This window comes from Levilactobacillus parabrevis (assembly GCF_044051715.1).
Taxonomy (GTDB): Bacteria; Bacillota; Bacilli; order Lactobacillales; family Lactobacillaceae; genus Levilactobacillus; species Levilactobacillus parabrevis.
On sequence record NZ_CP168688.1, the window covers coordinates 139,800 to 154,512 of the forward strand.

Annotated in this window: 10 protein-coding genes; 8 read left to right on the forward strand and 2 right to left on the reverse strand. The window is 40.4% G+C overall.

Annotated features, from left to right (window positions below; all coding sequences use genetic code 11):
- Positions 1-81: 81 nt before the first annotated feature.
- Together ACEPSU_RS00755 and ACEPSU_RS00760 are read left to right on the forward strand one after the other, a co-directional pair.
- Positions 82-1,107 carry a hypothetical protein gene (locus ACEPSU_RS00755; RefSeq protein ID WP_395322142.1) on the forward strand — a complete coding sequence of 342 codons (1,026 nt, stop codon included), beginning with the start codon at positions 82-84 and terminating at the stop codon, positions 1,105-1,107.
- Complete coding sequence (locus ACEPSU_RS00760; protein ID WP_395322144.1) at positions 1,097-2,566, forward strand: hypothetical protein; 1,470 nt, start codon at positions 1,097-1,099, stop codon at positions 2,564-2,566. The genes ACEPSU_RS00755 and ACEPSU_RS00760 overlap by 11 nt, the downstream gene beginning before the upstream one ends.
- 691 nt (positions 2,567-3,257) lie before the next feature.
- Here ACEPSU_RS00760 and ACEPSU_RS00765 read toward each other — a convergent pair.
- A complete protein-coding gene (locus ACEPSU_RS00765) occupies positions 3,258-4,430 on the reverse strand; it encodes an IS256 family transposase (protein ID WP_057879063.1) in 1,173 nt (390 codons plus the stop codon).
- 231 nt (positions 4,431-4,661) lie between these two features.
- Here ACEPSU_RS00765 and ACEPSU_RS00770 point away from each other — a divergent pair, with 231 nt between their 5' ends.
- Entirely contained in the window at positions 4,662-5,495 is an 834-nt protein-coding gene (locus tag ACEPSU_RS00770; RefSeq protein ID WP_395322146.1) for a XamI family restriction endonuclease, read from the forward strand.
- A gap of 3 nt (positions 5,496-5,498) precedes the next feature.
- Positions 5,499-6,902 (forward strand): Eco57I restriction-modification methylase domain-containing protein, encoded by a 1,404-nt coding sequence (locus tag ACEPSU_RS00775; RefSeq protein WP_395322148.1) that lies wholly within the window; start codon positions 5,499-5,501, stop codon positions 6,900-6,902.
- 1,070 nt (positions 6,903-7,972) lie between these two features.
- On the opposite strand, the gene ACEPSU_RS00780 is transcribed toward ACEPSU_RS00775, so the two are convergent.
- Positions 7,973-8,353: a MerR family transcriptional regulator gene (locus tag ACEPSU_RS00780; protein ID WP_395322150.1), complete on the reverse strand. Its 381-nt coding sequence runs from the start codon at positions 8,351-8,353 to the stop codon at positions 7,973-7,975.
- A gap of 222 nt (positions 8,354-8,575) precedes the next feature.
- On the opposite strand from ACEPSU_RS00780, the gene ACEPSU_RS00785 reads away from it, so the two are divergent.
- From ACEPSU_RS00785 to ACEPSU_RS00800, 4 genes are all read left to right on the forward strand, one after another.
- Positions 8,576-9,751 carry an IS256-like element IS1310 family transposase gene (locus ACEPSU_RS00785; protein WP_003561746.1) on the forward strand — a complete coding sequence of 392 codons (1,176 nt, stop codon included), beginning with the start codon at positions 8,576-8,578 and terminating at the stop codon, positions 9,749-9,751.
- A gap of 71 nt (positions 9,752-9,822) precedes the next feature.
- Complete coding sequence (locus ACEPSU_RS00790) at positions 9,823-10,497, forward strand: SDR family NAD(P)-dependent oxidoreductase (protein WP_395361576.1); 675 nt, start codon at positions 9,823-9,825, stop codon at positions 10,495-10,497.
- Positions 10,498-10,687: 190 nt separating this feature from the next.
- Positions 10,688-11,542, forward strand: coding sequence for a hypothetical protein (locus ACEPSU_RS00795; RefSeq protein ID WP_395322154.1), 855 nt, complete (start codon positions 10,688-10,690; stop codon positions 11,540-11,542).
- 270 nt (positions 11,543-11,812) lie between these two features.
- Positions 11,813-14,710 (forward strand): collagen binding domain-containing protein, encoded by a 2,898-nt coding sequence (locus ACEPSU_RS00800; RefSeq protein ID WP_395322156.1) that lies wholly within the window; start codon positions 11,813-11,815, stop codon positions 14,708-14,710.
- The last annotated feature ends 3 nt before the right edge of the window (positions 14,711-14,713 follow it).

Genomic DNA, 14,713 nt, shown 5'->3' on the forward strand with positions numbered 1-14,713 from the left:
GTAGGTAAGTCTCCTAGCATTTGTAGTGATATGATAAAACTATAAATGTTAGGGAATTTGAAGGATAAGGGGCGCTATAGATTGGCAAAAAAAACGAATAACTCAGGTGGTGTTGCCGGATTTAATTTTCAGGATATGGCGGCCCTCTATCTTTTTTTGGATAACGTTGATGAAGTTCAATCATTTGAAGTAGAAGGTAAGGAAGATGTTGTTTTGACTTGGAACGATGGAACAAATTCATTTATTCAAGCAAAAGAAACACAAAATCCATACGACACGTTCAATAAAAAATATGTTATAGATGCTTTGAGAGTCCTGTCGCAAGATGTTGTTGATTATGGATTGGAAAATATTAAAAGTGAAGTTCTATTGACTAATTCAAACTATCTATTTGGGAAACGTGCAGGGCAAGAATTCGCTAATGCACCACATAGGAAATATAGTAGCAGTTCCTTGCCGCCTAGAATGCTAAAAAAGCTGGAGGAGTTTAATAGAACTTTAGATCATAGCGAAATCGACTTTGCTAAACTAAAGGTAATGAAGATTGAATACTCAGGTGATGATGATGAAACGAAACTATCTGAACTTGAGAAAAAGGTTCGCAAGTTTATGGATACTGCGCATATTAATTTAAGTAAATATGATTCTTTACTTAAATCTATGCTATTTTTGGTGTACCGTAGTGCAGAAGATAGTAAAAAATCTATATCTAAAAAGGATTTTGCGAGTTATACAGCAGCTACTTTACTGATTGGTACATCGCAGATTGAACGGTTTTTAACACTTTTTAATATTGATTTTGAAAATGAAGACTATATAAGAAGTCAATATTCAGAATTTTTGAGTCCGAAAGCTTTTGATTTTTCGGTAACTTCCAAAGTAAATATGCTGTTATTTGATTATGGAAAACAGAATCATGGTCTTAGCAGGGACGATAAGGCGAGAGACTTTGTTAATAAAAATTATGAGAAGATATGCGCACCTTTAGGGATAGACATTGAAAATGACGTCAGAAATAAAGATGTGGCAAAGTTTATCCTTTGGCTAATTGTTACTAACAATTCAGATTTTAGTAATATTAAGGAGGCATTGAACTATGAAGATTGATTATTTGTTAATTGATAACAAAAAATTCCAGTTTGATTTGGGAACAACTTTGATATATAGCCAAAAAAATAGTCGCGGAAAAACCTCCTTAATTCGGTTAGTTCTTTACGCATTGGGATATCCAATTCCTTCAACCAAAGGAATTAATTTTTCTAAGTTAAATTTGGAGATTGGAATTATACAAAGAAATCAAAAAATGATATTAAGACGTCATGACACAATTATTAACGTTGAAGTAAATAAGAATATAAGAACGTATAAATTACCAGAGGATTTTACTGAAGTTCTGGCAAATATTTTCGAAATTGAGGACCCGAAGTTGGCCGATAATTTACTGGGACTAATATACTTTGATCAAGATAAAGGATGGACTCTGCTAAATAGAGGAATAGTTATTGGGAAAATCCGGTTTAAAATTGAAACGCTTTTGGATGGTATATCGAATACAGATGCAGAAAAAATTCAAATTGAAATGGATAGTAAAAAAGAAGAACGAAAAGTTTTATTGCAAATAAGGACTCTACTTACTCTAAATATGGAAAGCAGAAAGAATGAAGATGATATAAATTGGTCGGGTATCGATGAGATACAGGATCAGATACGTTCGATTGATATGGATATAAATAAAAAGAAGTTTAAAATTAGTAGACTGGATGAAATAATTAAAAGTAATGATAGATTTTATAAATTAATAGATGATATGCACTTAGTAATTAAGGTAGATAATAGAGCTATACCGGTATCTAAAGAAAATATTATGGATTTTAACTTTAATCAGGCAGTGCTTACAGCTCAAATAGCCAGAGAGAAGAGGGGGCTTTCAGATTGTATAGTTCAAAGAAATAAAATGTCTAAAGACTTAAATAAGCAATTGAGCCTTTTTTCAGATCAGGATCAGATTCGGAGATTTAATGACGCTATAGGAAAAATTGATATCACCCAGGATTCTATGGAGAGCACACTTAAAGAAAACTCAAGAGAGATTAATCGTTTAAAATCCTTACAAAAGAATAGCTTAGGATCAATAAATCAAGTAAGAAAGATATATAATACTATTGTTAAGTTCGCAAAAATATTAGGAGTGCAAGATACGCTTGATGAGGACGAAGATTTTATTTTTACTAGAGATTTAAAAAGATATAGTGGGGCAAAATTGCACCTATTAGTTTTTGCATATAGAATGGCTGTTTTAAAGGTTGTACAGAATCAGGACGATAAAACGTTCCCTATTATCATTGATTCGCCGATGGCAGGGGAAGTAGACGCGGAAAACGTTAAGAAGATGTTTGAACTTTTAGATCAAGAATTTCCAGACAATCAAAAGATATTTGCAAGTATTTACGAATATAATAGAACTTGGGATGCTAAGATAATTTTAGACGAAGGATTAATGAATAGCGGTTCTACTTCAAAAAAAGTATCGAGTGAAGAAAATAATACAACAAAGAATTCTGATTAAGTATGAGAAACGGGTTCATCTGTGATAACTGAAGATGAAGTTAACGTGGCAGGATAGCTAAATAGAGTGGCTCAAAGCTGATCAACTTTACTGTTGGTCGGCTTTTTGATTTAGGATGTATGTGGCAGTCGTAAAATGTAGGAAAATAACAATTAAAAATCGTAGATAAGTATGTAAAAAAATACGGAGTTCAAGTATATTTTAAGGGAGATAATAAGTTGATCAATCCGGCTGAATTTGATGGTAGATGATGGTTTACGTACAAGAAAATATGATTTGTATAAGTGTCGATGGGATCTGAAATGATTCTTTTTTTAAGCTATTGTTATCTTCAAGAGAGTGCGGATTTTCGAATGGATGAATTGATATAAGTAACCGCTGACTGGTTTGTTATGGTTTCCAGTATCATAAGTGACGCTGTTTTTCTTGGGATTAATCGTAATATAAACTTTTTGATGGAATCGCAAGTGGTAGTACTTGTATAGGTGTCAAGACTGATGGGAGTAAAAAGTAGTTAGTAAAAGCTCTAGTAGCCTATCTCTATTAATGCTGTCTCAAATAATATATACTTAGAGAGTCTCCTAAGAAGGTGTTATTAGTGAAAAAAAGTGAAGAAAACCTGGATAAGGCTCATACTGGGGGAGTGTCAAATTTTTTGTGTAAATGGAAGTCCTCTCCCATTAGCTAGCTTCTAATACATGGATTCTAACGTATCTTGAATTTGCTTGAAACCTCGATGCGTTCGCTCAAAATTTTGGCCGTTGTAGTCACGAATAACTGTGACCAGAACGCGTTCTAGTGCTGGTTCATTTGGAAATTGTTCTTTCTTCTTTGTCTGCCGTTTTAGCTTCTTGTTGAATGATTCAATGAGATTTGTGCTGTAGATGCTACTGCGTATCGCAGCTGGAAAAGTGAAACAGGTCAAGAGATGAGGATTATTTTCTAGCTTGCCCGTTACTTTTGGATACGCCTTTTGCCACTTGTCTATGAAGTCAGCTAAGGCCTGTTTTGCGTCGTCCATGGTAGCTGCTTGATGGATCAGTTTGAAGTCGTTAAGGACCTCTTGTCGGTCCTTAGTTCGAACGTGAGCTTCAATGTTCCGACTGACGTGGATCAGGCACTGCTGGAGCTTAGCCTTAGGGAAGTGGTCACCAATTGTGTTGGTAAGGCCGACTAAGCCATCGGCCACGAATAAGAGGACTTCTTTTACACCACGCTGCTGAATGTCCACGAGAAGCTCTTCCCAAACGGTACTGGATTCAGTTGGAGCGACTTGGTATGCTAGGACCTCTTTCATACCATTTGGTCGAATGCCAATGGCGATATGCACGGCTTCTTTAGCCACTGAGTCCCGGCGCAGAGGTAAGTATGTTGCGTCCACATAAATGACTGCGTAACGACTCGCTAGAGGGCGCGTCTTGAAGGCGTTGACCTGTTGGTCAACGACCTTCGTGAGGTTTGAAACCGTTTGTGGTGTGTAATGAGCACCATACATTTTCTCAATCAAATCCGCGATCTCACTAGTGGTAATCCCTTTTTCGTAGAGCTGGACAACCGTGGCTTCTAAACCATCCGTTTGGCGTTGATAGCTTGGAATAGTTTGCGTATTAAAGGCGCCATTTCGGTCGCGTGGAACCTCCAAGTTTAGTTCCCCATACTTAGTTTTAAAGGTTCGCAGATAATGCCCATTGCGTGAATTGCCGCTGTTAAAGCCTTGGCGGTCGTAGGGTTCATAACCGAGGAACGATGAAAGTTCCTCGTGCATTAAATCATTGATGGCCGTTTCCAAATGTTGCCGAAAAACTTCGTCCAAATCTTGCTTTTGTGCTAGTGCTGCCATAATTTCTTTGTTAAACTGAGTCATGGGGAAAGCCTCCTATGTCCTATGAAGTGAGTGTGGTTGCTAACTATCATAAGGGAGAGGCTTTCCCTTTTCAATTGCTTATTTTTCTATTTACACATAATTATTTAAACACTCCATACTGGACGGCAAGCTACTAGTGATACGTATGATATAAAAAAATCTGTAGAAGAATACAATAAATGGTACGTAAATGAAACTCCGGCCATTTATGAAGTGACAAAGAAACCCTTTATGAACGATTCCACAATTACTGAAGTTTCAAAAGGAATTGTGATGGGTGGTTTGAAGATTGAGATAATCAAAAGAAATCCTAGGATAATTCAATTGCTAAGGTTTAGCTGCGATCCAATATTGTCCCCAGATCGTTTGGCAGGCTTGGCAGATCTTAAGCGAGGGACACTAGTCAAGAGTTTGGAAGAAGGAAAGTTGCCTAGGGTTAGTAAGGCATACGATGAAAATGACTTCTCCGATGATCTGATGCGAATTCTATTGGTGATAAAAGGATTTCAGAATGATTTGCCTTCTGAAATGAGTAAGGAAGAGAAAATTAAGTTGAAGTCTGCAATTATTACAGATAGATTAACTAATGCACAGGTTAGTTCAAAAATTAGAAATGCTCAAGAGCCACGTCAGATGAAAGTAATTAAATACGTACTGGGCAGTCTAGGATATAAGAATATTCCAAATGAGGATACTAACATAAAAGCCCTCTATGCAGGCCAATACTCTTTGCGAATGAACGTGGCGGCGAGAAAAGCAAATCAACCTGTGGACGTAGTAATTCATTTAAAGGGTCTCGAAGATTTTCAAATATCTAACTATGTCTTCATTGAATGTAAATCGGCTGGTGACTTTGCTAATGTGAACAAACGGCGAAAGGAAGAAGCTGAAAAGGTATTGGATTTACAGGAGAGTTATCCTGATGATAAGATTGATTTTTGCTTATTTATTGGTGGTTACTTCAATCAAAAATATCTAGACTTTGAACGACAATCAGGAATTAAAATTTTTTGGGAACATTTACCAGAGACACTAAAAGAATATATTGAAGAGAGGGAAGGGTAGTTAATGAAACAGTTAAGTCTTTTTGGTGATGAGAAAAAGGATGATTATCAAGAATTGGGGCAGTATTTTACTCCTGAATGGATGGCACGAGATATAGTGAAATCTATAAAATCATATTTAGATAAGGAATCTGTTGATATTTTGGAGCCTGCAGCTGGTGAAGGCGTGTTCATAGATGCACTACGAGAAGAATTGTATGATAAAAATGTACTCATTTCAGGAGTCGAAATTGATCCTAAACTAAAGAGCAGACTGGATGATAAATATCGAAATGATAGAAATGTGTCGATCTCAAGAAATGATTTTCTCAATGTACATGCAAAGAAGAAAAGTGATTTAATAATAACTAATCCTCCATATGTAAGATCGCAGAAAATAAGTAGATTGCAAAAGCTACGTTTACAGGAACTTTCCGTTGATGAAATGGGAATTGAGGTAAGTGGATATGCTAGTTTGTATGTGTATTTTATGTTACATGCTCATTGCTTTTTAAAACAGAATGGAATGAGTGTTTGGTTATTACCTGGAGATTTTTTAGGTAATAATTACGGTCGCGTTTTACGAGAGTATTTAACAAACAAAGTTGATTTATTACGTATGCATATGTATACATTTACCGAATCTTATTTTGAAAATGCAACGGTGAGCTCTTTGGTCGTAGTTTTTAAAAAGGAGCAACCGACTGGTGATGTTTTAATTACCAAAGGAAGTAGAATGGCTGTTCCAGATGAAAAAATAGATATTCAGAAAAATGATTTGGAAACGGATAAGTGGTTGAAGTTGTTTAACGTCAAGTCAGAAGTAAATATTGTTGGTCAGAGACTAGGTGATTTTGTCGATGTTAAGCGAGGTATTGCTACTGGGAATAATGCTTTTTTCATAAAGGAGTTACCACGTAATATTGCTGAGGACAATATGTTATCTATTCCAGTTTATGATCCAAAACTCTTTTTGAATAAGGATACTATCACAGATGCTAATGTAAACGTATTTAAACATGTACTTTATACACGATTAGATCGAGAGGTGATAGGTCATAAGTATCCTAACTTGGAGGAGTACTTAAAATGGGGTGAAGATAATGATATAGATAAAAAGTATATCACCTCTCATCGAAAGGTATGGTATCAACAGGAGATTAGAAAATCTCCGGACTATATATTTGGTAACATATTCAATGCTAAGAGATTAGAGAGAGCCAGATTTGTGAAGGTAGACACGGATAGAATAATAGCGACTAATAGTTTTCTTTTGATATATTTAAAACCGGAGTTTAAGAACATGAAGGATATTCTTTTTGACAAGCTAACAAAAGTACCACATAGTCAGTTTTTAGAAATTGGCAGAGTTTATGGTGGTGGAATGGTTAAGGTTGAGCCAAAGGAGTTATTAGAGCTACGTATTTAGTAAATAGATACGACTATGCATTAATAATGCGAAGGCGGAGATTAAAGTTAACTCTTCTTGTTTAGTGCTACACGCGGTTTGATAATTCATCTCGTAAGGATTCACTTTTTGATGTCTTCGATATATGGTGTTTTCTTTATAAGCGATGAGGTAAGGGCGATTAGCTTGCGCTGTCGGCTGGTGTCATTTTTGTGTTATGAAGGTCTAAATCAGTGATAACTAAGCCTATTTTTTACGCCAGAAAGTTAAAATCGTAGAGGAAAGCTTTCAGTAATTATCTCATAAGATACAATCTATATCATTTTGGTCTGTGGGGAGCTTGACGTATCAGGTATGTTAGCCAAAGTTCATCTTAGATGATTAGGCGGGAATACCTTAGTTCGATTATCCTCGTATATTTGTTAGGGCCGTCTTAGCTATCGCATCAGAGTGCAGACGCTTCTACTCCTTGCGAAATGAACGCGACCCGTTCATTTCGTAGATCGTTGCAATTGGGGATTTACGTATTTTGAGATTATTCTTGTATGGGTTTGGACTGAGTGTTTACTCTAGGGGTAAGTCAGCCCCAAACTGCCTGATACTCCGGTGATTGAGTTCATTATATAAAAAATGAGCTAGTGGTTAAACTAGCCCAAATCTATCAGCTGTGAGTGATTTACAAATTGCCCTGCACCGGATTAAGTATCTCGCTGGTAAGTAAACCAGAGACACAGCTAAGATGGTGAGTAAAGTATGCATATACATTACCTCTTTCAAGGAATCGTAGAGACAACTTGAGAATAGAGATTGGAATGCAGTGCTTATAACCGGTAATTTCAGATAGCAGGAGTGGAAATCGAACTCACGAGCTCTAAGGCTGTATGTATAGTTTACTTCTGAGAATTATATCATACTTAAATCAATTGATTGGAGTAATCGCAGTCTAACCTGTTACGGATCACCGTATCATAAGTGACGCGGTTTTGGAATTAATCGCTAAGTGGGCAGTTACGGGAGCCCACACCATAAGTAACACAATACGCACAAACAAACAGGTCTCGAAATCGTCGAGGCCTGTTTGTTTGTGTTGCTTACATCACTGCACTGTCTCCAGCCAAATACCGCTCAAGCTTATGATCAATCACCTTCAGCTGTTCCTGCTTATCAGCAATCGCAGCGATGACGCGCTTACGTTGTTCGCGCATTAATTCAATTCGTTGCGGTAAGCTGCTGTTGCCCTCACGTACTAAGGTGGTGTAGTGTTGCAATTCAACAATCGACATGCCAGCTTCTCGCAAATAATGTAAGTTAGTTATCCAGTGTAGGTCTTCATCATTAAAGACCCGTTGATTATTTTCATTGCGCTTTTCTGGTGGTAATAAGCCACACTCTAAGTAATATCTGACTGTTCGAATCGTGACATTAGCGGCTTTCGCAAACTCACCGATCCGCATTAATTTATTATTGTCCATTTTGGCTTGACCTCCCGTTACGTTAGGTTGATATAGTAGGTCCATCATAACAGAAAAGGAAGCTATGGATATGACTATCAAGACATTAATTACGGGCGCTGATCGGAGAGCGTAAAATATCTTGTGTAAATGCATAAAAGATTTCTGAATTGTATAGAAATAGGGAATGCCTTCCCTTATGATATTTAGTAACCACAGAAAACATCACAGGAGGCATTCCCCATGAATGAACTTACCACAGAAATTATCGCTGCACTAGCCCAAAAGCAAGATTTGGACGAAGTTTTTCGTCACCACCTCGAAATTGCGATTAACCAGCTGCTTCAAACCGAATTGGCAGAGTTTTTGGGTTACGAACGCTACTCATACGCTGGGATTAACACTGGTAATAACCGCAACGGCAGTTATGAGCGCTCGTTTGATACGAAGTACGGCCAACTTAACTTAACCATTCCTCGAGATCGCAATGGCCGGTTTGAAAATCATACCTTGCCAGCCTACGGTCGGCACAGTGATAATTTAGAAACAACGGTCATTCAGTTGTATACCAAGGGAATTACCACTGCTGAAATTGCCGAACTCATTGAGAAAATGTACGGTGCTCACTACTCCAAAGCCACGGTTTCCAACATGACTAAAGCCGTCAATGAACAGGTTCAAGCTTTCCAGCAACGTCGACTGGCTTCACAATATGCGGCCATCTTCTTAGATGCCACTTACTTGCCGTTAAAGCGGGATACCGTTCAAAAAGAAGCCGTTCATATTGCGATTGGCATTCGTCCAGATGGTACGAAAGAAGTGCTGAACTACCAAGTGGCGCCAACGGAATCGACTGGAATCTGGACTGAACTGCTGGGAACCTTGATCAAGCAGGGCGTTAAAGATGTGCTGTTGTTTGTGGCCGATGGGTTAGTTGGTTTGGATGAAGGCTTGAATCGGCATTTCCCTAAAGCCAAACGACAACGTTGCCTGGTTCATGTTGGGCGGAATCTGATGAACAAAGTTCGCGTAAAAGACCGCAAGGCCGTGATCAGTGACTTTAAACAAGTTCATCGGGCCGCCAACCGTGAAGCAGCCGAACTGAAACTGAATGAGTTCGCCAACAACTGGCATCAGACCTATCCCAAATTAATCAAAGATCTGCTTAAAATGCCGAATTTACTCACTTTCATGGACTTTCCACCAGCTATCCGGCAATCACTATACTCCACTAACCTGATTGAGAACTTTAATAAGCATCTCAAGCGCACCACCCACCACAAAGAACAATTTCCAACGGAAGATTCACTGGATCGCTTCCTGGTTTCTCAGTTTAATGTTTATAACGAGAAGTCTCTGAAGCGGATCCACCGAGGGTTCAAAGGACTCCAGGACACCTTGGAAGCATCATTTATTTAAGTTAGATACATATTATATGTACGAAGGCATTTCATTTACACAAGATTCTTGACGCTACCGCTGATCGCGGGATGGGTTATGAATTAGCCCTAGAACTTGGTTTGAAAGGCCAGTATATCTATATTGGTTCTAGGAATTTAGCTCGTGGTCAGGCCGCTGTTGCCCGGCTCGAGGCTGCCGGTGTTCAAGCGCAGGCGATACAGTTAGACGTGACCGATCATGAGTCGATTGTTGCCGCGAAAGCAAGTATCACAGCTGGTTTAGATATTCTCATCAATAATGCTGGGATTGCCGTTGATCATGAGACTAAGCCGTCGGAACTGTCACTAGATGCAATTCGGCAAGATTTTAACGTGAATTATTTCGGCTTGATCGACGTCACACAGGTCTTCTTACCACTCCTGAAGGCAGCGCCGGCTGGCCGAATTATCAATATTTCCAGTGCAGTGGGGTCATTGACGCTGGCCAGCGATGCCAGTACCAGCATTCACAGGCTACAAGCATCTGGCTATCAGGCTTCCAAGTCAGCGGTTAATATGTTCACCATCAAACTCGCTGCCGAACTTGAGGGAACGCCGGTCACAGTAAACGCCGTCAATCCCGGTTGGGTAGACACCAGTTTCGGCGGTGGCGGCGGTAATCGGACCGTGCAAGTGGGGGTGGCGCGGACTGTGGAATTAGCCACCTCTAATACGTTAACTGATTCTGGCACGTTTTCAGATATTGATGGTATCGTCCCTTGGTAACCTGTTCAAATTAAGTACGACAAATTAAGTAGATAAAGTCAACTCTAGAAGGGGGTGGCTTTTTCAATATAAAGTGCCATCTATTTTCGATAGCGAATGCGACCATTTTCATCTATTAGTTACCAGCTGCTAACTGGTAAGCCCACCGACAAAGTGCTAAGCTTACCTCATAGTTAGGAGGAAACTACATATGAAAAGATTCATTCAGGGGATGTTGGCTTTAAGTCTGGGGGTAGGCTTATGGCTGGCTGCGACCACGACCGCGTCAGCGAGTCAATACTCGGCCAAACGCGGTAACTCGGTTCGTGTGATTTGGCGGAAACCGATGGGGCAGCACCAGTTTACTGCCAATCAAGGGTACCGCTACTCTAGACACTTAACGGTTCGTTATGAACGAAATGCCTCGGTCAGTGCCACGACTTGGTTTACCGATGCTCACGAGAAGTTTTACCAGAAAAATCGCCATAACTACGCCATCTACTACCATGTGCGTAATGGTAACGGTAAGATGCAGGGCTGGATTTGGCGCGGATACCTCAAGCCAGTTCCCAAACCGGTCGCGCCTAAGGTCACACTAGCTTATGTCAAAACGGAAGCTGCTCAGTCCCAGAAGATCACTAAATTTTTCCCGGGTGTTAAGACCGACAAGCGGTTGACGAGATTGGTTCAGGACTTTGTAGTCGCCAATGACGACGGAGAAACCTACCAAGAAAACTGGGAGTCCTGCGTCGAAAATAATGGCTTCTCACCTAAGGAAGCGCAACAAATCCACCTGATTAGTTCGATGGATGGTTCTGTTGATGGCAACACCCTGACCAATGCCTATAAGGCAGGTAAGCTAACCCTCAAGGATTACTTCTCAAGAATCGCCATGAGCAAAGGGGCACCAATTCCTTCCAAGGACGACTATTCACAGCCAGCTCCGGTGACCTACGCCCAGTTCAAGGGTTGGCGCATTGGCGTTGCAACGGTAACGCAGAATGATACCCGAAACTTAGAAATTGGTTATCCGACTATTTATGTGGCTTTAATCCCTGGGAAATAAGGTCATTTCAGAACATATAAAAGGAGACTTAGTTTTTTCGACTAAGTCTCCTTTTATGCGTAGCAGCAATCTTTGTAGAAGGAATAGTAGCAATGACCATCCAATTATTTAGCCGTCGTCGCAATCCTTTTAATATATAACACAACAATATGGTTAATGTTATTACAAAATACATATGGTGTTCATAAGTTTTTCACATTTCACTGTTATTCTGAAATTACTCGAAAAGAAGACAGCTCGCCACCCGCTTGAAAGATGGAGGATTGCCTCATGAAAAAATGGCTAAGAATAATTTTACTAATAACGTGTTTCGTTGGTTTGACATCGTTTCTACGCACGCAAGCGCAGGAACGGGAAGCCAGTATTTCAACGGCAACTCTCCAGGACAAGACGGGCGGAGTTGTTACGGAAATTACCAGTCACCAACCTCAGGACCTGCAATTGGAACTAGCCATGGAGATTCCTGAGGGCGAGACGGTAGTGACATTGGATAATGAAGACAATGCCAAGTTTAAGCCGGGGAAAATTACTGACTTAGACCCAGACAAGGATATTACAGCTGAAGTTGATGAAGACCACCAGCTTTTGCTCAACAATGAACAAGAATCGGCGCAGAAGGTGAAACTAATCGTGCCTATCAAGTTGGCTGATCCGCTGCTGATCCCAACATTGCTGCTTAAGATAAAGCTTGGCGACACGCCGGTAGATGTTGAAGGTATTCATGAAATTGAAGTTAAGGCTGAGGACAGCGACGCGGATAACGAAGCTACTGAAGAAACGGTAGTGGAAAACCAGGATAAAGATACTTCTACGAAAAAGAAAGACTCGCAAAAGACGAAACAAAAGAAATCGCAGAAAACTGTAACGCCTAACAATGATAACAACGCGACTAAGAAAGTCGCTGAAAAAACGACGACTCAGGAAGATACAAAGGCAACCGAGGAAGTTACAAATACGAATGACGCCAAGAAATCTTCTCTATCGAAGACGACTCTTTCGACACCAACGGAAGATCCAGAGAAACGACTAACTGGCGATGATATTAAGGTTCATCAGGGCCGGGTTCAAATCGGAAGTTGGTCAGAAAAGATGGACATTGGCGGTAGCCTTATAGGTCAAGAGGGCGTTGAGGTTGTTGACAAGACATCAGGTGAAGATGGAACGAATGTTGGGAAATTCTATGTAGGGGATAATTTTAGAAAATACTACTACGTTTCCTACCAGCAAAAAAATAATGCACTGTCGCATGCGGTAGCTCTTCCAGGAAATCCAGACCTTAATAACAAAGCAATCGTCGTGTACTACCCAGAGGTAGGGGCATATACCGATTCTAATCAGGCAGAGAAGCCAGATAAAAAAATGGGCGCTATCGTCAAAATTTCAAATATGAAGTACCGCGATAAGAATAAAGAGCCGAAAAGACTGCAGGAACCTTTCATCGATTTCTCCAGTAATTTCTACTCAGGTATCGTCTACAATGGAATCGAAGAACTCGATATCGATGTAACGTTTACGAACGAAGATGGAACTCAAGCGCTTATCTTCCCTGGGAAAATTGATGATAAGGAGTTTAACGCTTACTTCACGTTTGGTTCGCTAAACGGTAATGAGGATAAAGAACACGAATGGGCTGGTACGCGGCTACCTGGTCTGAAAGGAAAATTATCTGAAAAATCGTTAGTTAAAGAACGTGATAACGGTTGGTATGAAGGTGTTGGTAAAGGTATCTGGGAAGTCGGAGTGTCCTACACCGCAGACAATGAGTGGGGAGATTTCCTAGGCTCGACTAACTACGAAAAAGGTGCTGTTTCCTTCCCGATGATTGGTACAACACAAGAATTCAAATTGAGAAGTGAATCTGGCTTCACTTGGCAGTCGTTCTCTACGGGTACCATTGTTCCACTGAGACCAGAGGAGCCTAGCAAGACTGTCCACCCTACCGATGATTTTGGCCTCGAGTTTAATGATTTAGATGGTGCAACAATCAACCGTGACGAGAATGACCTAAGCAGTTTTTACTACACGGTTTATCAGCCAACGTATGGTATTCCGGATGAGGCTATTGCGAAACCTAATAATATTATCATGACGGATAGATTGCCAGATGGAGCGACACTCAATCCCGAAGCTATTACCCTATATAATACGGACGGAGAACCGATTAAAGTTGATGCTAAAGATCGGGGAGCGCTCGGTATTGATGGTCAGAATATAACGTACACGTTATCTGATAAGGAAATTGAAATGTTGGATTTCAACGGAGACCCATTTGCCTTTCAAATGCGTGTAACGTTTGATGACGACTTTGTGGGGACCTTTAGGAATCGGGCCAAAGTTGCATTTAATTCTGGCGGAAAATACGATTTTGAAAACGAAACAAACGAAGTTGTGACGCACTTCCACAAAGGCCTAACCCTAAAGAAGCTGGGTGACCTCCCATGGGACCCTGCGAAAATGAAAGAACTCGATGGAGTTGTTTTCAACGTTACGTCCAGCGATGGGGAATCTACTAAATTTAAAACTGGTAGCAACGGGGAACTCGTCCTACGCAAGCTGGACGCGAAGAAGACCTACACGATTACCGAAGAAGTTCCTAAAGGCTATGTCTCACCGCAAGAATTCACTTTAACTTACAGTCAGGACAGCAAACGTTGGGAAATCTCTGGTAACTCAGATCAAGTCGTCATCTCCGGCGGTCAGAATGACCAAGTCATCACCGTAACAAACAAGGTTAAACGGGGCGACTACCAGTTCCAAAAGATCGATGGTAGCACAGACAAGGCGCTTGCCGGGGCCGAGTTTATCATCCGTAACAAAGCTGGCAAGTACCTGACATTTAACAGTGACGGCAAGATGACTGGTGTCGTGGATACGCATCAAGAAGCGACTCGGCTGACGAGTACCACAAACGCTCCAATCAAGGTGACGGGCCTGCCATATGGCAAGTACAAGTTAATTGAAGCCAAAGCTCCAGATGGCTACGTCGTCGGTACTACGCATAAGTTTACCGTTTCGAAAAAAATGCAAGGTAAAACAGAGTTGATTAAGAACGACCCTTACAGCCTACCCGTTACTGGGGGCCGAGGAATCATCTGGTTCATCAGTTTAGGGCTCATACTCACCCTATCGGCACTCGCCATTTGGCGCACTCACCCTAGAGGAGGATAACCC

Excerpts from the sequence above, each read along its gene's own strand:
- ACEPSU_RS00790 (WP_395361576.1), top strand. The coding sequence starts at position 9,823 with ATGGGTTATGAATTAGCCCTAGAACTTGGTTTGAAAGGCCAGTATATC.
- ACEPSU_RS00785 (WP_003561746.1), top strand. The coding sequence starts at position 8,576 with ATGAATGAACTTACCACAGAAATTATCGCTGCACTAGCCCAAAAGCAA.
- ACEPSU_RS00775 (WP_395322148.1), top strand. The coding sequence starts at position 5,499 with ATGAAACAGTTAAGTCTTTTTGGTGATGAGAAAAAGGATGATTATCAA.
- ACEPSU_RS00795 (WP_395322154.1), top strand. The coding sequence starts at position 10,688 with ATGAAAAGATTCATTCAGGGGATGTTGGCTTTAAGTCTGGGGGTAGGC.
- ACEPSU_RS00765 (WP_057879063.1), bottom strand. The coding sequence starts at position 4,430 with ATGACTCAGTTTAACAAAGAAATTATGGCAGCACTAGCACAAAAGCAA.
- ACEPSU_RS00770 (WP_395322146.1), top strand. The coding sequence starts at position 4,662 with ATGAACGATTCCACAATTACTGAAGTTTCAAAAGGAATTGTGATGGGT.
- ACEPSU_RS00760 (WP_395322144.1), top strand. The coding sequence starts at position 1,097 with ATGAAGATTGATTATTTGTTAATTGATAACAAAAAATTCCAGTTTGAT.
- ACEPSU_RS00780 (WP_395322150.1), bottom strand. The coding sequence starts at position 8,353 with ATGGACAATAATAAATTAATGCGGATCGGTGAGTTTGCGAAAGCCGCT.
- ACEPSU_RS00800 (WP_395322156.1), top strand. The coding sequence starts at position 11,813 with ATGAAAAAATGGCTAAGAATAATTTTACTAATAACGTGTTTCGTTGGT.